Origin of the sequence: Mediterraneibacter catenae, from assembly GCF_008691045.1 — a bacterium.
Taxonomy (GTDB): Bacteria; Bacillota; Clostridia; order Lachnospirales; family Lachnospiraceae; genus Mediterraneibacter; species Mediterraneibacter ornithocaccae.
Window position 1 is genome coordinate 92,309 of record NZ_VMSO01000009.1, and the last position, 18,941, is coordinate 111,249.

The following is an 18,941-nucleotide window of genomic DNA, read 5'->3' on the forward strand; positions in this document are numbered from 1 at the left end:
GAAATGAAAAAAAGATGGATAATTATATTGGCTGCTGTTGCTGCAGCAGGTGTGATCGGAGGGTGCTCAAACCCTCAGAAATCGGGTGTGTCGGCACTTGAAAAGGGAGATTATGAAGAGGCGCTGGCTGATTTTGAGGAGATGACACAGAGCGGCGATGCGGCGGAAGGATATCGCGGGCTCGGGATGACGTATTATGAGATGGAGGATTATGAAAATGCTCTTGAGTCATTCCGGCAGGCAGCAGAAAACGGTGCAAAGCAGACCATTCAAATGTACAATCTGATGGGAATCTGCGCTATGCAGACGGAGGATTATAAGTCGGCGCTGGACTATATACAGTCTGGACTGGCGCTTATGAGCATATCGGATGGAGCGGACAAGGCGGACGAAGATCTGGTGCAGGAGATGAAGTATAATGAGATCATCTGTTATGAGAAGCAGGCTGACTGGGAGAATGCGAAGGAGAAAGTGACAGAGTATCTGGAAGCTTACCCTGATGATGAAACTGTTCAGAAAGAAGCAGAATTCTTAGAGACACGATAGGGTGTGCTGGCAGAGGGGAAAATCAGCTGTATATAAGTAGCAGGAAGATACAGGTACCGGGCAATTCTGTGGGATTGCCCGGTACTTTTGGAGAGACTATGAGTATAAGAGCAAAATATCAGATTACGGAATATTGCCATCGCTTTCTCCAAGACTATATACATGAAGGCGATCACTGTATCGATGCGACCTGCGGCAAAGGGCATGATACAGAATTTCTCTGCCGTCTGGCCGGAAAGACAGGCCGGGTATATGGTTTTGATATTCAGATGGAAGCGGTGGAGCAGACAAGGATCCATCTGGCAGAAGCAGGGTGCGCAGAGCAGGCGGTGCTGATCTGCGACGGACATGAGAATATGGGAAAATATGTGGAGGAACAGGTGTCAGCCATTATGTTCAATTTCGGCTATCTGCCGGGCGGAGATCACTCGATCGCCACAAATGCCCGGACGAGTCTCCAGGCTGTGGAACAGGGAATGAAGCTTCTGAAGACGGGCGGTGTTATGAGTCTGTGTATCTACAGCGGCGGTGATACGGGATACGAAGAGCGTGATGCCCTGCTGGCTTACCTGAAAGGGTTAGACGCCAGAAAGTGGCTGGTGATCGTCCACAGTTATTACAACAGGAAAAATGATCCGCCCCTGCCTGTGTTTGTGGTCCGGCTCGCGTAGGCTGTTTGATAATAAGGAGATAAGATTTATGCATGAGACAGAACATATCAACGAGAAAGTTATCCTCGTGGGTCTTGATACAGGTAATCAGGAGATGGCAGAACGCTCTCTTGACGAGCTCGCGGAGCTCGCAAAGACTGCGGGGGCAAATGTCTCGGGGCGCCTGATCCAGGCACGGGAGAGTGCGCATCCGGCAACTTATATCGGGAAAGGCAAATTAGAAGAGTTGAAAGATCTGATCTGGGAGACGGAGGCCACCGGGATCATATGTGACGATGAGCTGACCAGTGCCCAGCTTGGCAGTCTGGAAGCCGAACTCTCCTGCAAGATCATTGACCGGACGCTCCTTATCCTAGATATCTTTGCAGCCCGCGCTGTATCGGGGGAAGGCAAGATACAGGTAGAGCTGGCCCAGCTTCGGTACCGGGCTTCACGCCTTACCGGACTAGGCAGATCGCTCTCCAGGCTGGGCGGCGGTATCGGGACGAGAGGACCGGGAGAGAAGAAGCTGGAAATGGACCGACGGCTGATAAGAGAGAGGATCAGCAGACTCAAGCGCGATCTGAGAGATGTGGAAAAACACAGGGAATTGATCCGTTCACAGCGCAGGCAGTCGGGAGTGAAAGTGGCGGCGCTGGTAGGATATACTTCCGCAGGCAAGAGCAGTATTGAGAATGCGCTGACAGGTGCGGGGATATTGGAGGATGCTATGCTGTTCTCCACGCTTGATACAACGACGCGTGCCCTGACACTTGACAATACCCAGGAAATTCTGATCACGGATACGGTCGGGTTTATCCGAAAACTTCCGCATCATCTGGTGGAGGCGTTCAAGAGCACGCTCGAGGAGGCAAAGTATGCGGATATCATCATTCATGTGGTGGATGCGTCAAATCCGCAGATGGATGAACAGATGTATGTAGTATACGATACGCTGCGGCAGCTGGGCGTGGAGGACCGCCCGGTAGTGACGCTGTTTAATAAGCAGGATAAACTGGAGAGTCCGGTGCGGCAGAGAGACTTCCGGGCCGAATACTCCATACCTGTGTCGGCGAAGACTGGGCTGGGACTGGAAGAACTGAAAAAAGCGCTTCTTGAAATATTAAGAAGAGACCAGATATATATTGAACGACTTTATGATTTTTCGGAAGCGGGGAAGATCCAGCTTATCCGCAGCCGCGGGCAGCTTATATCGGAGGAGTATGTCCCTGAAGGGATTGAGGTGAAAGCATACGTACCGAAAGACGTGTACGGAAAGATATAGGTGTGACGGATATTCAGAAAGGACGGTATTTATGGTAGTCGTAGAAAGGGAAAAATGTATCGGGTGCGGTCTGTGTGTGAAAGACTGTCCGGCGGGAAAACTGAAACTGGAAGAAAAAAAGGCTGTATACACACCGGAGTGTATACAGTGCGGACATTGTGTTGCTGTCTGTCCACAGGCAGCGGTATCGATTCCGGAATATGATATGGGTGATGTCGAGGAGTTCGATAAGGAAACGTTTGCTGTAGATCCGGAACATTTCCTGCGTGCGGTGAAGTTCCGGCGCAGTGTGCGCTCATACAGAGAGAAGCCCGTCGAGAGAGAGAAACTTGAGCGGATACTGCAGGCGGGGAGATATACACCGACTGCGAAGAACAGCCAGTCATGCCGGTTTATCGTACTGCAGGATGAACTGGATGAATTTAAGCGGCTTCTGTGGGAAGAGGTTCCAAAACTGGCCGAACAGATGAAAAAAGAGATGCCCCAGTATGCCATGCTGTTTAAATTTATGTACCGTAGATGGAAGAAAGATCCGGCGGATGATCAGTTGTTTTTCAATGCGCCGTCGTGTATCCTCATCGCGTCAGAGAATCCGCTCGACGGAGGTCTGGCGGCTGCGAATATGGAAACCATGGCCGTGGCAGAGGGGGCAGGAGTGCTTTACAGCGGCTATCTGCAGCGGATAATAGAGGCGTCCTCCACGTTGAAAGAATGGCTCCAAATAGCGGAAAGGCATCTTACGTGCTGTATGCTCATCGGATATCCTGCTATTACATATAAACGGACAGCCCCGAGAAAAAAGGCAGATATCATATGGAGATAACTGCCTTTGGCTACATATATTCAGAATCAGAGAAATGGCTTTGACGGTGTCTCGGGAAAGCTTCCCATGGATACCAGAAGCCTTAAACCGGTCTCTCTTGCCGTCAGAACGGCGTCCTTTACAGCGGAAGCATCGCCTGTTACTGCAACGATCACCTCGTTGGAATGACTCGTTCCTTTATCCGGCGTCATATAGCGGATTATTTCCACCGGTGATGCTTTGACCGCCAGGTCTGCCATGACAAGTCCGATCGCTGCGGGTGAACCGCAGAAGAAGCCGAACGGCCTGCCGACCGGCGCGTCAAAAGCTATATTGAGCGCCAGGTCCGCACAGGCAGAGTAGGTGAATTCCAGATGACCGGCCTGGCTGATGTACAGCTCACCGGCGTATTTCTCAATATATTCCAGGGAAATCTCAACTGCGCGCCTTACATCAGACACGTTTTCGCCGCCCAGGATGATGAAGCATCCATGACCGCCCCATCCCTTTGTATCTCGGGGAAGTTCAATAGAGACTACCTCTGTGTTGGTGGACTTTACTGCCTCGTCAACTGCATTGATCTGGCCGGCAGCTCCGGTCCGGGAGCTGATGAGTCCGAGACTCTTATATGGCTTTTTCAGATTCATTTGTTCGAGAAGAGACGAGTCAATTCCGGGAATGACGAGCCCAATCGTATCGAGCACAGTTGTACCGACGAACTCTGTCAGCGAACAGTCAGTCGGGATTTTTGTCAGATCATTTACATCTATCATCGGATCAATCTCCTGTTTTTATAATAGAATAATTCAGATCATTCCGCCGTCCAGACCAATGATCTGTCCGGTCAGATAGGCCGGGGCTTCCGCGAGCATCAGCACTGCCTCTGCAGCTTCCGCAGGAGTACCGTAGCGGCCTGCCGGTATCTCCTCTTCCAGTGCGGCGCGTTCCTCTGCATCGAGCCGGCCGTTCATTTCAGTATCGATTACACCGCAGGCAAGAGCATTTACCTGTATGTTGCTGGGCGCAAGCTCTTTTGCCAGTGCTTTTGTCAGCCCGTGCAGTCCTGATTTGGCGGCGGAATAGGCGACTTCACAGGAAGCGCCGGCGGTTCCCCACATTGAGGAAATGTTGACGATCTTTCCCTGCTTGCGGGATACCATGAATGGGATCGCCGCACGGCAGCAGTAGAAAGCAGAGGAAAGATCCGTGTCGATCACAGTTCGCCAGTCTTCGTCGGACATATCGCTCAGCAGCCCGAAATACGCGCACCCTGCATTGTTGACAAGTACGTCGAGCCCGCCGCAGGATGCGGAAATCTTATCGAACATTGCACGCACCTCATCGGGGTTGGCGATATCGCCCAGGAGCATAGTGCAGTTTCCGCCCGCTGATAATATTTCTTTTTCTGTCTCTCCCAGCTGTTTGAGAGAACTTTTGCAGTTTATAAATACATGGTAACCGTTTTTCGCAAAAGAAAGTGCGCAAGCGCGCCCGATCCCGCGCGAGGAACCGGTCACCAGGACGTTTTTCTTATTCATATGATTACTCTCCACTATTACAGTATAACATAGCCGCAGAGTCGGTGGAATATTAAAACTGAAATAAGTTGGGAGACTTTTCATTGTACTTGCTACTGCCTTGTGTTAAAATTTACATGACAACTGATAGAGTAAAGTGTTCATCCCGGCGGGCCCCGGGTATCGGGAGGAGCCGGTCTTGGCGGAGGTATGACATGATAGATGACGCGATGGATTTTGCGACGAAAGCACACGAAGGACAGTTTCGGAAAGGGACAAGACGGCCCTATATCGTCCATCCCATCGAGGTGGCGGATATTGTGTCGACAATGACGAAAGACGAGGAAGTGATCTGTGCAGCAGTGCTACACGATACGATAGAAGACTGCAGCGGTATTACATGGGATATATTAAAGCTCAGGTTTGGCGGGCGCGTGGCGGACATGGTAGCCCAGGAGAGCGAGGACAAGTCTCTGAGCTGGGAAGAGCGTAAAGGAGCCACGATCAAACGGCTCAGGACGGCACCGATTGAAGTGCAGATGATCGGTCTGGCTGACAAGCTGTCCAATATGCGTGATATTGACCGGGACTATCCGGTTCTGGGGGATGAACTCTGGGGCAGGTTCCGGATGCAGAGTAAATCTGCACTGGCATGGTATTATAAAGGGATACGTGATGCGCTGGAGGAGAATTTTAAGGGTGTGGACGCGTACGAGGAATATTGCCGGCTGATCGATAAAAATTTCGGCCTGGGGCCGGCCCACACTGAATGGCGGAAAGGAGACGGACAGCATGGCGGCGAAGACGAAAGTGATCTGTTTTGCAAATAATAAAGGAGGGAGCGGAAAGTCGACTACATGTTCCAACGTGGGATACGGCCTGACACAGCTCGGGCGGAAAGTCCTGCTGATCGATGGGGATATGCAGCTGAATCTTTCCCTCTCTCTTTTTGACGAGGATACAGTGCTCAGATTTGCCCAGGGAGATAAAAATCTTTATGAAGGAATCCGCCGGCAGGATGATCTGAAGGATTACATTGTGCATACAGCTTATGAGAATCTCGATCTGATCCCGTCATCTACGCTGATGAGCTCTATTGAATATGAACTGTTTACCAAATGGCAGAGAGAATATATTCTAAAAAAAGGGATCGCGGGTATTGTAGATTCAGGAGAATATGACTACATACTCATTGATGCGCCGCCTACACTCGGCGGATGGGTGATGAATATTCTCTGTGCGTCGAACGAGGTTATTATTCCCGTAGAGGCGTCGCCGTGGGGCCTGTTCGGACTGGGGAATATGTTTGAATTTCTCGATCAGGTAAAGCAGATAGCGCCGGACCTGGGACTGGGCGGTATTGTCATCACGAAAGTAGATACGAGGAAGAATTATTTCCGGCAGACGCTTGAGAGCCTGAAAGAGCTTGATGATGTAAAAGTGTTTGATACATATATCCGCGTGGACAGCGGCGTGGAGTGGTCGCAGGACAACAATGTACCGGTCATGGCCTATAAAAAGAGCAGCCGGAGTGCAAAAGAGTATATGGAGCTGACGAAAGAGATAGACTCAGCGAAATAACGGCGTTTTCTGTAAAATGAGATATGCGGATGCCCGGGTGTGGAAAGAGTGGGATAAACATGCATGAAGAACTGCTGAGAGAACTGTCGGTCATCACCGAAGAAGAACAGAGGATACTTGACGGACGCAGGGAGATCGACCAGCAGATATATACAGAGAAAAAGGATATGGTCATTGACAGTAAAAAGCTTCTCCAGAAGGGGAAGCTTATTCAAGTGCGGCCCCATACAAGATTTGTACATTTTCCGAAGCATACACATAATTATATTGAAATGATCTACATGTGTCAGGGCAGTACAACGCACATTCTCAACGGAAATGAGATCGTACTGGAACAGGGGGACCTCCTTTTCCTGAATCAGAATGCAGTTCAGGAGATCCTGCCTGCGGGAGAGGATGATATTGCGGTAAATTTTATTGTATTGCCGGAGTTTCTCGACACAGCATTCTCCATGATGGGGGATGAAGAGAATCAGCTCAGAGATTTTCTTGTCGGCGCGTTGTGCGGCAGGGACGGAGAGACTTCCTGGATGTATTTTCATGTGGCGGATATCCTTCCGATCCAGAATCTTATAGAAAATATGGTGTGGACGATCTTTTACGATTCGTCAAATAAGAGAAGCTGCACTCAGATCACCATGGGACTTCTCTTCCTCCAGCTTCTCAATTATATGGATAAGATGGAGACCGGAGGCTCGAAGTATGACTCGGAGATCACGGCCGCAGTCCTGAGTTATATCAACGGACATTACAAGAATGGGACGCTTTCCGAACTTTCTGAGCAGATGGGATATGATGTATACTGGCTGAGCCGTGAGATACGCCGCAGGACCGGCAGGACATACAAGGAACTGCTTCAGGAAAAGAGGATGCAGCAGGCGGTCTACCTGCTCGCAAACAGTGAAATCCCGGTGACGGATATCATTGAATCCATCGGATATGACAATACGAGCTACTTTTATCGGAAGTTCCGGGAGAAGTACGGGATGAGCCCGAAAGAATACCGGAAGAATTATGTATAAGTGCGTATGGAATTTGGGTTTCTGAAAGAATATGCCCGCCGGGGAGAAAATCCCCGGCGGGCATATTCTGTGGAATGCTGTATGGCATCAGCATTCTCTCTGGGAAAGTGGGTTTATATAAATTATAACGACATCAGATTATCTCTGGACACGACCGGAACCGTCTCCGCCAGCCAGCTTGAGTACTTCGTCCATGGATACCATGTTGAAGTCTCCTTCGATGGAATGTTTCAGGCAGGAAGCTGCAACTGCAAATTCGATGGTTGCCTGAGAGTCGTATCCGTTCAGGCATGCACAGATCAGACCGCCGCCGAAGCTGTCGCCTCCGCCTACACGGTCAACGATGTGCATTGTATATTTCTTGCTGAAATAATAGTCGTTTCCGTCATAGAGCATAGCGGACCATTTATTGTCATTTGCAGAAATGGACTCGCGCAGTGTGATGGCAACTTTGGAGAATCCGAATCTGTCTGCAAGCTGTTTTGCAACATCTTTGTATCCTTCGTGGTTTACTTCACCTTTTGTGACATCTGTATCGGCAGCTTTGATGCCGAATACATCAGATGCGTCTTCTTCGTTGGCGATACATACATCAACGTATTTGCAAAGCTCGCCCATTACCTGACCTGCTTTCTCTTTGGACCACAGTTTGTTTCTGTAGTTCAGGTCGCAGGAAACTGTAACACCAGCTTCTTTTGCTGCTTTGCATGCTTCGAGACAGATGGCTGCAACATCATCGTTCAGAGCCGGTGTGATGCCTGTGAAGTGGAACCATTCTGCACCGTCAAAGATCTCCTTCCAGTTGAAGTCTGCTGTAGTAGCAGTTGCAATGGAAGAACCGGCACGGTCATAAATAACCTTGGACGGACGCTGGGAAGCGCCTTTCTCAAGGAAGTAAATGCCTACTCTGTCACCGCCGCGTGCGATGTAAGAAGTGTCAACACCGTATTTTCTCAGGGAATTTACGGCTGCCTGTCCGATCTCGTGTGTCGGGAGCTTTGTGACAAACTTTGCGTCAAATCCATAGTTTGCAAGAGAGACAGCAACGTTAGCCTCGCCGCCGCCGTACGTAGCTCCAAAGGAGTCAGCCTGAACGAAACGATAATATCCTTCCGGAGCGAGTCTCAGCATAATTTCACCAAATGTGATTACTTTTTTCGCCATCTTTATTTACCTCTGCTTTCTTTTACGATCTCTACTGCTTCTTTTACCAGATCTTTGATTTTGTCGAATTCACCGGCTTTGACAAGGTCGCCTTTGACCATCCAGCTTCCGCCGCATGCCAGGATCCTGTCGTATGCAAGATAATCCCTTACATTTTTCGGATTGATTCCGCCGGTGGACATAAATTTCATTCCCACATAAGGGGCAGCGATTGCTTTGATATAAGCAAGTCCGCCTGCCTGTTCAGCAGGGAAGAATTTTACAACTTCAAGTCCGTTCTCGATCGCCTGTTCAACATCGCTTGGATTTGCGCATCCCGGTGTGATGAGGATACCCTTGTCCACACAATATTTCACGACTTTCGGATTTAATCCTGGGCTGACAATGAACTTTGCGCCTGCTGCAACTGCGCGGTCAACTTGCTCTGTCGTCAGGACCGTGCCGGCTCCGACAAGCATATTTGGGAATTTTTCACTCATGATCCTTATGGATTCTTCGGCGGCATCAGTACGGAAAGTAACCTCTGCACACGGAAGCCCGCCTTCACAGAGTGCCTCAGCAAGCGGCTCTGCATCCTTTGCATCATTGAGCACAACAACAGGAACGATTCCGATCTCTTCGATCTGTTTTAATACTTCGTTCATTTTTGTTCCTCCTTGGTTCCGTAATATGAAAATGAGTTCTGTAATATGATCTTGTTACAAGTATACTATCTCATTTAAAAAAGTCAAGAGGAATATAAGAGAAAATTTGACGTATTATTTTGGCATTGCGGGAAGAGGAATGAGAATAAAAAGTGAGTTGGAAATAGTTTTGTATTATGAAACATAATCAAGGAGGATGTGTTGCTGCCAATGAGAAATATAAGTAGCAATTTGTACAAAATGATAGGTTTAAATTTGTATAAATCGCAAAAAAGAACCCTAAAATGCATAATAAATCGCAAATAAGGACGCTGTTTTATATAAATAGCGTCCTTTTTTTGTGCTCTTTTGCCAATTATAATTAGATTTAAAGAAAAAGAGAAGGAGGCAGCGGAAGGTGGAAAAGTACTATTTAGCCATTGATATCGGAGCATCCAGCGGACGTCATATGCTTGCCGGCATGAAGGACGGAAAAATGCAGCTTGAGGAGGTGTACCGGTTCCCGAACGGGATGGACAATAAAAACGGTACACTGTGCTGGGATGTGGAACGGCTTTTCACGGAGATCAAAAACGGCCTGAAGAAATGCAAAGAGATCGGGAAGATTCCGGTTTCTATGGGAATTGACACATGGGGCGTGGACTATGTTCTCCTTGACAAGGACGACAACATTTTAGGAGACACAGTCGGATACCGGGACAGCCGCACGGAGGGCATGGACGAGAAGGTATACGAAGTGATCCCGCAGGACGACCTGTATGCGAGAACGGGTATCCAGAAGCAGATTTTTAATACGATCTATCAGCTTATGGCTGTGAAAGAGTCGCATCCGGAATATCTGGAGCAGGCGGAGACGATCCTTATGATCCCGGATTACTTTAACTTCCTGCTTACGGGCGTAAAGAAAAACGAGTATACGGAGGCGACGACAGGACAGCTCATCAGCCCGAAGACAAATGACTGGGACTATGAGCTCATCGATATGCTCGGGTACAATTCAGGGATGTTCCTTCCTGTATCCATGCCGGGGACAGTAGTAGGGGGATTTACCGAAGAAGTACAGAAAGAAGTGGGATTCAACTGTACGGTCGTTCTCCCTGCGACACATGATACGGGAAGCGCGGTCCTCGCAGTGCCGACAAATGACGACGATGCGGTATATATCAGTTCCGGCACATGGTCGCTGATGGGAATCGAGCGAAAAGAAGCGGACTGCTCCATGGAGAGTATGAAGGCAAACTTTACAAATGAGGGCGGATACGATCACAGATTCCGTTATCTGAAAAATATAATGGGATTGTGGATGATCCAGTCGGTGAAGAAGGAGTTTACGGAGGATCTGTCGTTTGCGCAGATTTGCGAGATGGCGTCAAAAGAGACGATTTCTTCTATTGTAGACTGCAATGACGACTGCTTTCTGGCCCCGAAGAGCATGATCGAAGCGGTGCAGAAGTTCTGCCGTGATACGAATCAGCAGGTGCCGGAGACGGTGGGAGAGATATCATCTGTCATTTATAACAGTCTCGCAAAGTGCTACGGTGATACGGTTGAAGAAATTGAGGCGATCACAGGAAAGAAATACAGTACGATCTATGTTGTGGGCGGCGGTTCCAATGCAGGGTATTTAAACGAACTCACGGCGGAATATACCGGAAGAAAAGTTTCCGCCGGACCGTCAGAGGCGACAGCGATCGGCAATGTTATCGTGCAGATGCTTCATGACGGCGTATTTGCGAGCCTGCCGGAGGCAAGGACGTGCGTGAAAGAGTCATTTGACGTGAAGATTTATGAATAAGAATAAACGGAAGTTTATGAAATGATATAAGTTTATAGGAGGATTTAAAATGTTAGTTGATACAAAAGCAAGAATTGGTGTATTTTCCATCGCATTAGGAGCATATCTGCCGCAGTTTCCGTCTCTGGTGCCTGAATTTGAGTCCCAGTATGAGGCTTTCAAGAAAATGATCCCGGACACGGTAGAACTTATCGACGGGGGTATGGTGACGACAAAAGAACAGTCACAGGAAGCGGGAGACAAGTTCCGTGCAGCGGATGTAGATCTGGTCATCATGCAGCTTCTGACTTATGCTACATCTTATAATATGCTTCCGGCAGTAAAAGATCTGGATGTGCCGGTCGTACTTGTCAATATCCAGAAATTAAAAGCACTTGACTATGACAACACGGATATTGCAACATGGCTCGGAGAAGGATATGCATGCGGAGCTGTCGGAGAGATGGTAGCTGACCTTGAGAGATACGGTAAGAGACATGCGGTCATCACGGGAGTTGTAGAAGGCGGAGATCCGGCTGTTCAGGCTGAAATTGAGGACTGGTGCCGTGCGGCTCAGGTGAGAAGAAGATTCCGCGATACAAATATTGCCCAGATCGGAAGACCATATCCGGGTATGATGGACCTCTATATCGACGAATCAAATCTGTACAGAAGAATGCACCTGTACACAAAACAGTTCGACTGGGAGAAGATGTGGGCGATCGCCGACAATATTACAGACGAGGAGGCAATCCGTGCGAAGGCACAGGATATCCTGGACACATTTGATATCGAGGGCGGCGGAAGCATCGAAGAAGTATGGGAGATGGCAAAATACGTTGTTGCGTTCGAGCAGTGGGTAAAAGACGAGAAGCTGGGGCTTATCGCTTCCCACTATGACGGATATGCACAGGGCAAGGCAGGCGTACTTGACAGTATGCTTATCCCGGCATTTTCTATGCTGATCAAACAGGGCACGGCGTGCGCGGTAGAGGGCGATATGAAGGTTGCCATGGCGATGAGTATCCTGAAGACGATCTCCGGAACCGGTCAGCTCGCAGAGATGTACTCCATCGACTTCAACGATGATATCGCGATCATCGGACACAGCGGATCAGGCGACGCAGATATTTCTGACAAGAAACCGACAATGAAGATCGTGAAAGTCTTCCACGGCAAGACAGGCGGCGGATATCTGACACAGTTCTATCCATATACAGGACCGGTCACATACCTGGCGATCACACAGGACGGCGACGGACACTTCAAATTTATTGCAGCAGAAGGTGTAAATGAAGAGGGACCGATCCTCTCATTTGGTGATACGAACATGAGGACGCGCTTCACATGCGGAGCAAGAGAGTTCGTGAACCGCTGGAGCGAATGCGGACCGACACACCACTTTGCGGCAGCAACAGGAAGGCACATTGATACGATCCTCAAAGTTGCGAAAATCTTCAATGTGCCGGTTGATATCGTGACAAGATAGTAATCTGGATTTGCCGGGAAGGAAAGAGTACGCCGGCAGGTATATATTGTTAGCACACACGTTTTCACCCGGTCACCGCGCAGCGGTACGTAGGAGTGCAGAAGGACGCGCTCCAAGTGCCGGCGCGGTTCCAACGGTGTGTACACAATATATACCTGCCGGCTGTTTTTTCCTTTCCAGCAAGTTGAATTTCAAATGTAGAAGGGGTCAGTCAATTTTGTAGCAGGCCATCTGGTATGGTATGAAGTACCCCTGGTCATGCCGGCACACAGGGCACACCGGAGGCGCCTGATTCCCTTCGTGGATATAGCCGCAGTTTGTGCACATCCATTTTGAGGCGGTCTGCGGCTGATACCAGCTGCCGGATTCGAGCATTTCCGCAATTTTTCCAAATCTCTGTTCATGTATGTGTTCGATCTCGGCAATCTGGAAAAATGCTGAGGCGGCTTCGGAGAATCCTTCTTCTTTCGCAGTCTTTCCGAATGTCTGATAAACATCTGCAAATTCTTCGTGTTCGTTGTGTTCGGCGGCGCGGAGAAGTCCGGTCAGGGAGTCTTGCTGATCGACCGGGTAAGAACCATCGATATGGATCGTCTCTCCGGACAGGTCTTTGAGCAGGTCGTAGAACCGCTCTGCGTGTGCGCGTTCCTGATCAGCAGTGTAGCGGAAGATCTCCGCGATCGTGAGCATTCCTTCTTTCTCTGCGCGTTCCGCCGCAATTGTGTAGCGGTTGCGCGCCTGGCTTTCGCCGGCAAAAGCTCTCATCAGATTTTCTTTTGTCATACTTTCAGAAAAGTTAACAGCCATGGTACACACTCCTTTTTTACTGGAAAGTATGTGCCATGGCTGCAAAAAATATGCATGATTGATTTTAATTAAAGCGGATCAGAATTAATTGAATCCGATCAGGCGTCTCGCCACGCTGTACGCGAGAGAGGAGACTTTTCTTCCGGAGCGCCCGGGCAGGTTCATTGTCTGTCCGAGTATGCCGTACCTGATTTTTACATAGGTTTTGTAGTCTTTCCGTTTCAGGTAGTCCCAGAGCTCTTTCTTTTTGACGAGATTTTCCGGTTTCTTGGAACGAATGCAGAGGATCGAAGAAACGGTCATCATGATCGCCAGATAATTGACCATGTATTTCCGGAGCTTTTTGCTTGTGATCAAACGCAGTTCATACATTGCGATCATTGTTTTAGTGACAAATAGCTGCTGGTCGATTCTGCTGATCATGACCTTTTCATTGACAGACTGGTCTTCGCGTCCGATAAAATACCGGTAGAAGTCTACGTTCAGGTAGTACAGCGTGCGTACATGCGGCAGCGGATAATATACATAGATATTGTCCACATAAAACGTGTGTTTCGGCAGTTCCAGCTGGCAGAGTTTCAGCATTTCCGTGCGGTAGATGACAGAGTGCATCAGGATATACTGATCCAGACGGAAACGGCCGATATCATCCCAGCGGAAGATCTGGTTCTCGGGCAGGACGTTGTCGTAGCGGATCACTTTCTTGTGTTCCATGCCGACTTTTTCATACACGTAGTTGGCGATGACCATATCGACCTCGGAGTCCGCATCTACAAACCCTTTGATCGCATCGAGAATCTTTACAAGAGAATCTTTGTCTACCCAGTCATCACTGTCCACTACTTTAAAATATTTACCGGTGGCATGCTGGAGCCCGCAGTTGACGGCATCGCCGTGACCACCGTTCTCTTTTTTGATCGCTTTGACAATAGTAGGATATTTCTCCTGATAGCGCTCGGCGATCGCCTGTGTGCCATCGCTGGAACCATCATTGACTATAAGTATCTCCACGTCTTCTCCACCCCCGATGAGGATGGAGTTAATCGCTTTTTCCATATAAGCTTCCGAATTATAGCATGGTATAGCGAACGAGATATATTTCATATTTTCCCCTCCTATGATTCTACAGGATTGCTGCATGATATTTTCCTGTAATTTCGATTTATTATACCATTGATTGTTATATATTGTAAAATTTATTTTTTTCAGATATAGTAGAGGTATTGGTTTTGAATGGTATATGGAATATAAGGAGGAGACATATGAAGAAAAATGTAATCGTAGGACAGTCCGGCGGACCGACTGCCGTGATCAATGCAAGCCTGTATGGAGTCGTATATGAAGCGCTCAACAGGGAGGATACATGCGGAACAGTATATGGCATGATCAACGGCATCGAGGGATTTTTAAATGATCAGATCATGGATATGGAGCCGCTGGAGAGGTCGGGAGAGCTGGAGCTGATCAAAACCACTCCGGGATCTTATCTGGGATCGTGCAGGTACAAGCTTCCTGAAGATCTCAGGGATGAAGTCTACCCGAGGCTGTTTGAAAAATTTGAGCAGTACGGGATTGGATATTTCTTCTATATTGGTGGAAATGATTCCATGGATACGGTGAGCAAATTGTCCAGGTATGCAAAAAAAACAGGCAGTGCTATCCGATTTATGGGAATCCCCAAGACGATAGACAATGATCTTGTACGTACAGACCATACGCCGGGATTCGGCAGCGCGGCAAAATACGTTGCCTCGACAGTGAGGGAGATTGCGATCGATGCATCTGTGTATGATAATAAGAAGTCGGTTACGATCGTGGAGATCATGGGACGCCATGCGGGATGGCTGACTGCGGCCAGTGTTCTTGCACGCAAGTTCGAGGGAGATAATCCGGTGCTGATCTATCTGCCGGAGATGGCATTTGATCCGGACAAATTTATCGACGATGTCAATGAGGCTCTTGAGAAAGTCCCGAATCTGGTCGTATGCATATCCGAGGGAATCAACGATGGAAAAGGAACATTTATCTGCGAGCTCGCAAGTGATGTGGGCGTAGACAATTTCGGCCACAAGATGCTTACCGGTTCCGGAAAATATCTGGAGAACCTGGTGAAAGAGAAGATCGGAGTAAAAGTAAGATCCATCGAACTCAATGTATGCCAGAGATGTTCGTCCGCAATGCTCTCGGCTACAGATCAGAAAGAGGCAATTGCCTCCGGCGCATACGGAGTGAAATGTGCGGTCGAGGGAGAGACAGGAAAGATGATCGGATTCTCTCGTGTGCCCGGGGCGGAATATCGCATTGATTATGTGGCGGAGGACGTGAATCTAATCTGTAATCAGGAAAAAACCGTTCCTCTTGAATGGATCACGAAGAATGGTTCAGATATCGGACAAGAATTTATCGATTATGCACTTCCGCTGATTCAGGGCGAAGTTAAGGTTCCCTCAAAGGACGGACTGCCGCTCTTTGCCTATCGAAAATAAATGGGAAAGGACGTGGAACTGTTGCCTCATTGTGATGAAACAATATTGCAGAGCATGGCGAAGACATGCGGAGATTTCGACATTTTCTGTGTGTATCTTTTGAAAGATCATGTAAAGCTGTCAAAAAAGACCAGAAACATCGGACGGAAAGACTGCTTTACATTAAACGGGATGCTGCAGGTCAGGGAAGACTTCGAGAAACCAGGCAGGGATCAGGACAGGTATTATATAATCAATTATTTCTATTATGCTGCATTTAAATACCGTATTCTGGAAATAGATGAGAAAGGAACCGGTGCCGAGGAGGGAATACATTATGACTTGTTTCAGAATGCATCGATTCCGGAAAAATATCTGCTGCTTATTGCCTGTTTTCTGTTGGACAGGAGTTTTTTGAAATATGACGTGGATATAAGCTGGACACTTGGTGAAGTGATGGAATGGGCAGTATCGGTAAAGGACGGAGAAAAAGAGGTTTATGACCTTCCATCAGAAATAAACGCCGGATATGATGGAAGCTCTCTTCGTATTCTTTTCAGGTATCTGGAAGAACTGGGTGCTGCACGCATTAAGGATGCAGAAGAGCTTGAAAGTAAACGCGGAAGGACGAAGTGGAAATGGCAGGTAGAAACCGGACCGATTCTTCCGTTGTTATGCGATCTCTGGCAGTATGCCCCGCGTTATCCGGAGCCGGGGGGAGTCGAAGAACTGGCAGACTTTATATTTGGCGATTATGTAAAGAATATTTCCGGGGATCTGTTTACCGGAAATATTTTGAAACTGTTTGAAGAACCGGATAAGAAGGAATATAGTGATCAGCTGATCGAATTGGAGATAAAAGTCAGGTACGGTAGCTGTGTCCGGTGCGTGTGTATGAATATGACAGATACGCTTTATGATCTGCACTGGATGATCCAGAAAGTATTTGAGTTCGACAACAATCATCTGTTTGCGTTCTATATCGGTCATGGAATGATGCGCGAGACTTACACGATTGAAGAAGCGGTGACAAACGGGGAAGAATTGTCAGTGAAAGACACCGAGCTCGGGATGCTTGAATTAAGAAAAGGACAGAGCTTTTCCTATCTGTTTGATTTTGGAGACATGTGGTGGTTTGATATTAAGGTTTTGGGGATAAAGGAAGGAAACGTTCCGTTCCCACAGCTTACCAAAGCAGTAAATCCGGCGCCGGAACAATATCCGGTATGGGAGTGAGCGCATGATGGAATTATTAAAACAGGTGGCAGCATAAAATAGATACGGAGATTTCGATGTCAGGAAGAAAAACAGAATATGAGTCAGAAAGTGGAAAACATCCTTAATCTTGCTCTTGAGGCAACCCCGGAAGAGCGGGCACGTTCCGGAGAGCTGGACGTTGGGTATGACCCGGAAGAAAGGGAGTGGGAGCTGATCGTAAAATATTCCGGCAGTCTGGAACCTGTAAGAGAGATAGCGTCGTCTGTTACGGAGCTGATGAACGGCTATGCGGTCATTGTGATCCAGGAAGACCGGATCGAAGAGCTTGCCTCATTTCCAGAAGTGGAGTTCATCGAGAAGCCGAAAAGCCTTTATTTTCAGGCAGATGTGGGGCGGCAGGTCTCCTGCATAGATACAGTTCAGACAGCGCCTTATAACTTAAGCGGGCGGGGCGTCCTTGTAGGAATTGTTGACAGCGGAATTGATTATGAGAATCCTGATTTCAGGAATGATGACGGTACAACAAGGATTGCAGCTATGTGGGATCAGTCCATATCGGGAAATCCGCCGGCAGGGTATGCTGTGGGAAGTGAATTTACAAGGGAAGATATCAATGCAGTGCTGGCAGAGAGCGGTTTCGGCGGATTTCCGTCGGGAAGCCCGGGGCCGGTACTGAGCCGTGACACGAGCGGTCATGGAACCGCGGTGGCAGGGATTGCAGCGGGAAATGGACGCGGAAGCGAGGGGCGGCAGTATCGGGGTGCGGCGCCGGAGGCAGAGCTTATTATCGTGAAAATGGGAACTCCGCGTCCGGACGGATTTCCGCGTACGACTGAACTGATGATGGGGGCAGACTATGTGATACGGAAAGCTCTCGATATGAGAAAGCCGGTTGCGCTAAATATCAGCTTCGGGAATACGTATGGCTCTCATGACGGTACCTCTCTGGTAGAACGCTTCCTCAATGGTATTGCGGACACATGGAAGAACGTGATCTGCATCGGGAGTGGAAATGAGGGCAATGCAGCCGGGCATGCGGCAGGGCAGGTAAGGGACGATGAAGAGTCTGTGCAGGAACTGGCTGTCCAGGCGCGTGAACCGGCACTGAATCTGCAGATCTGGAAATCATACGTCGATGAGATGGACATTTCCGTAGTGAATCCTTCCGGTGAGCGTGCGGGACCGTTCCGGGAGATTCTCGGCCCGCAGCGCTTCCTGCTGGGCGGCACGGAGCTTTTGATCTATTACGGAGAGCCGCAGCCTTACAGCGTCAGACAGGAGATCTACATTTCCTTTCTTCCGGTGCAATCCTATGTGGACAGCGGCGTGTGGCGCATTGTTCTGACTCCCCGCCGTATTGTGGATGGAATGTATCAGATGTGGCTTCCATCGCTGACGGCTCTGAATGTGGGAACCTCATTCCTCACTCCGAACAGTTCCACAACACTGACTATTCCGTCTACGGCTTCTTTGGCGGTAACAGTGGCGGCGTATGACGCGAGGACATTTTCCTATGCTGACTTTTCCGGAAGGGGACCGGCGGCAGTCTATGAAGGGAGTAATGTACTGAAACCTGATCTTGCGGCTCCAGGCGTCCTGATCAATGCACCTGTTCCCGGAGGCGGTTACCGGGCTTTTTCCGGCACCTCGTTTGCCGCGCCTTTTGTCACGGGAAGCGCGGCCCTTCTGATGGAATGGGGAATCGTACAGGGAAACGATCCGTATCTTTACGGGGAAAAAGTGAAAGCATATCTGAGGCGAGGGGCAAGAGAACTGTCGGGATACAATGAGTGGCCGAATTCGCTGCTGGGGTTCGGGGCATTGTGTGTGAAAGACAGCCTGCCATTATAAGTCTACTCGTTCCGTATGATCTGGAACGATCCGCGTCTGCATAAGGAACATATCATCCTGTTCCGGACATCCGGATTACTTCTTTGGTTAAGGTTTGTAAGCCTGTGATTATTATGGTATAATCAT

Annotated in this window: 18 protein-coding genes; 12 read left to right on the forward strand and 6 right to left on the reverse strand. The window is 48.7% G+C overall.

Annotation, left to right across the window (positions count from 1 at the left end; translation table 11 throughout):
- Nucleotides 1-3 precede the first annotated feature (3 nt).
- The 4 genes from FNY66_RS08750 to FNY66_RS08765 all read left to right on the forward strand — a co-directional run bounded on the left by FNY66_RS08750 (nt 4) and on the right by FNY66_RS08765 (nt 3,304).
- Complete coding sequence (locus FNY66_RS08750; RefSeq protein ID WP_150310862.1) at nt 4-546, forward strand: tetratricopeptide repeat protein; 543 nt, start codon at nt 4-6, stop codon at nt 544-546.
- A gap of 98 nt (nt 547-644) precedes the next feature.
- On the forward strand, nt 645-1,217 hold the full coding sequence (locus FNY66_RS08755) for a class I SAM-dependent methyltransferase (protein ID WP_150310863.1): 573 nt from the start codon (nt 645-647) through the stop codon (nt 1,215-1,217).
- Between the two features lie 28 nt (nt 1,218-1,245).
- The gene (gene hflX / locus FNY66_RS08760) at nt 1,246-2,481 is read left to right on the forward strand and encodes a GTPase HflX (protein ID WP_150310864.1); all 1,236 of its coding nucleotides are present in this window, start codon (nt 1,246-1,248) and stop codon (nt 2,479-2,481) included.
- Between the two features lie 31 nt (nt 2,482-2,512).
- Nucleotides 2,513-3,304, forward strand: coding sequence for a nitroreductase family protein (locus FNY66_RS08765; RefSeq protein WP_150310865.1), 792 nt, complete (start codon nt 2,513-2,515; stop codon nt 3,302-3,304).
- A 26-nt stretch (nt 3,305-3,330) separates the two neighbouring features.
- On the opposite strand, the gene pduB is transcribed toward FNY66_RS08765, so the two are convergent.
- A complete protein-coding gene (pduB, locus tag FNY66_RS08770; RefSeq protein ID WP_150310866.1) occupies nt 3,331-4,056 on the reverse strand; it encodes a microcompartment protein PduB in 726 nt (241 codons plus the stop codon).
- A gap of 33 nt (nt 4,057-4,089) precedes the next feature.
- Complete coding sequence (gene ymfI, locus FNY66_RS08775) at nt 4,090-4,821, reverse strand: elongation factor P 5-aminopentanone reductase (protein WP_150310867.1); 732 nt, start codon at nt 4,819-4,821, stop codon at nt 4,090-4,092.
- A gap of 194 nt (nt 4,822-5,015) precedes the next feature.
- Between ymfI and FNY66_RS08780 the strand changes: the two genes are divergently transcribed.
- Genes FNY66_RS08780 through FNY66_RS08790 form a run of 3 tightly spaced genes read left to right on the forward strand, consistent with a single transcriptional unit; the run spans nt 5,016 to nt 7,403 of the window.
- Entirely contained in the window at nt 5,016-5,630 is a 615-nt protein-coding gene (locus tag FNY66_RS08780; protein WP_150310868.1) for an HD domain-containing protein, read from the forward strand.
- Nucleotides 5,593-6,381: a ParA family protein gene (locus tag FNY66_RS08785; RefSeq protein WP_150310869.1), complete on the forward strand. Its 789-nt coding sequence runs from the start codon at nt 5,593-5,595 to the stop codon at nt 6,379-6,381. The genes FNY66_RS08780 and FNY66_RS08785 overlap by 38 nt, the downstream gene beginning before the upstream one ends.
- A 59-nt stretch (nt 6,382-6,440) precedes the next feature.
- On the forward strand, nt 6,441-7,403 hold the full coding sequence (locus tag FNY66_RS08790) for an AraC family transcriptional regulator (protein ID WP_087150074.1): 963 nt from the start codon (nt 6,441-6,443) through the stop codon (nt 7,401-7,403).
- A 138-nt stretch (nt 7,404-7,541) separates the two neighbouring features.
- Here FNY66_RS08790 and FNY66_RS08795 read toward each other — a convergent pair whose 3' ends face one another.
- Nucleotides 7,542-8,567, reverse strand: coding sequence for a sugar kinase (locus tag FNY66_RS08795; protein WP_150310870.1), 1,026 nt, complete (start codon nt 8,565-8,567; stop codon nt 7,542-7,544).
- Between the two features lie 2 nt (nt 8,568-8,569).
- Nucleotides 8,570-9,211, reverse strand: coding sequence for a bifunctional 4-hydroxy-2-oxoglutarate aldolase/2-dehydro-3-deoxy-phosphogluconate aldolase (locus tag FNY66_RS08800; RefSeq protein ID WP_087150076.1), 642 nt, complete (start codon nt 9,209-9,211; stop codon nt 8,570-8,572).
- A gap of 397 nt (nt 9,212-9,608) precedes the next feature.
- Here FNY66_RS08800 and rhaB point away from each other — a divergent pair, with 397 nt between their 5' ends.
- Together rhaB and FNY66_RS08810 are read left to right on the forward strand one after the other, a co-directional pair.
- Complete coding sequence (rhaB, locus tag FNY66_RS08805) at nt 9,609-11,006, forward strand: rhamnulokinase (protein WP_150310871.1); 1,398 nt, start codon at nt 9,609-9,611, stop codon at nt 11,004-11,006.
- Between the two features lie 49 nt (nt 11,007-11,055).
- Nucleotides 11,056-12,474, forward strand: coding sequence for an arabinose isomerase (locus tag FNY66_RS08810; RefSeq protein WP_150310872.1), 1,419 nt, complete (start codon nt 11,056-11,058; stop codon nt 12,472-12,474).
- Between the two features lie 207 nt (nt 12,475-12,681).
- Here the strand turns inward: FNY66_RS08810 and rbr are convergent, their stop codons facing one another.
- On the reverse strand, nt 12,682-13,281 hold the full coding sequence (gene rbr / locus FNY66_RS08815; RefSeq protein WP_150310873.1) for a rubrerythrin: 600 nt from the start codon (nt 13,279-13,281) through the stop codon (nt 12,682-12,684).
- Nucleotides 13,282-13,365: 84 nt separating this feature from the next.
- Nucleotides 13,366-14,385 carry a glycosyltransferase family 2 protein gene (locus tag FNY66_RS08820; RefSeq protein ID WP_150310874.1) on the reverse strand — a complete coding sequence of 340 codons (1,020 nt, stop codon included), beginning with the start codon at nt 14,383-14,385 and terminating at the stop codon, nt 13,366-13,368.
- 158 nt (nt 14,386-14,543) lie between these two features.
- Between FNY66_RS08820 and FNY66_RS08825 the strand changes: the two genes are divergently transcribed.
- The 3 genes from FNY66_RS08825 (at nt 14,544) to FNY66_RS08835 (ending at nt 18,815) form a co-directional block, all read left to right on the forward strand.
- Entirely contained in the window at nt 14,544-15,767 is a 1,224-nt protein-coding gene (locus FNY66_RS08825) for a 6-phosphofructokinase (RefSeq protein WP_150310875.1), read from the forward strand.
- Between the two features lie 12 nt (nt 15,768-15,779).
- Complete coding sequence (locus FNY66_RS08830; RefSeq protein WP_190324813.1) at nt 15,780-16,982, forward strand: IS1096 element passenger TnpR family protein; 1,203 nt, start codon at nt 15,780-15,782, stop codon at nt 16,980-16,982.
- Between the two features lie 78 nt (nt 16,983-17,060).
- On the forward strand, nt 17,061-18,815 hold the full coding sequence (locus FNY66_RS08835) for a S8 family peptidase (RefSeq protein WP_150310877.1): 1,755 nt from the start codon (nt 17,061-17,063) through the stop codon (nt 18,813-18,815).
- Nucleotides 18,816-18,941 lie beyond the last annotated feature (126 nt).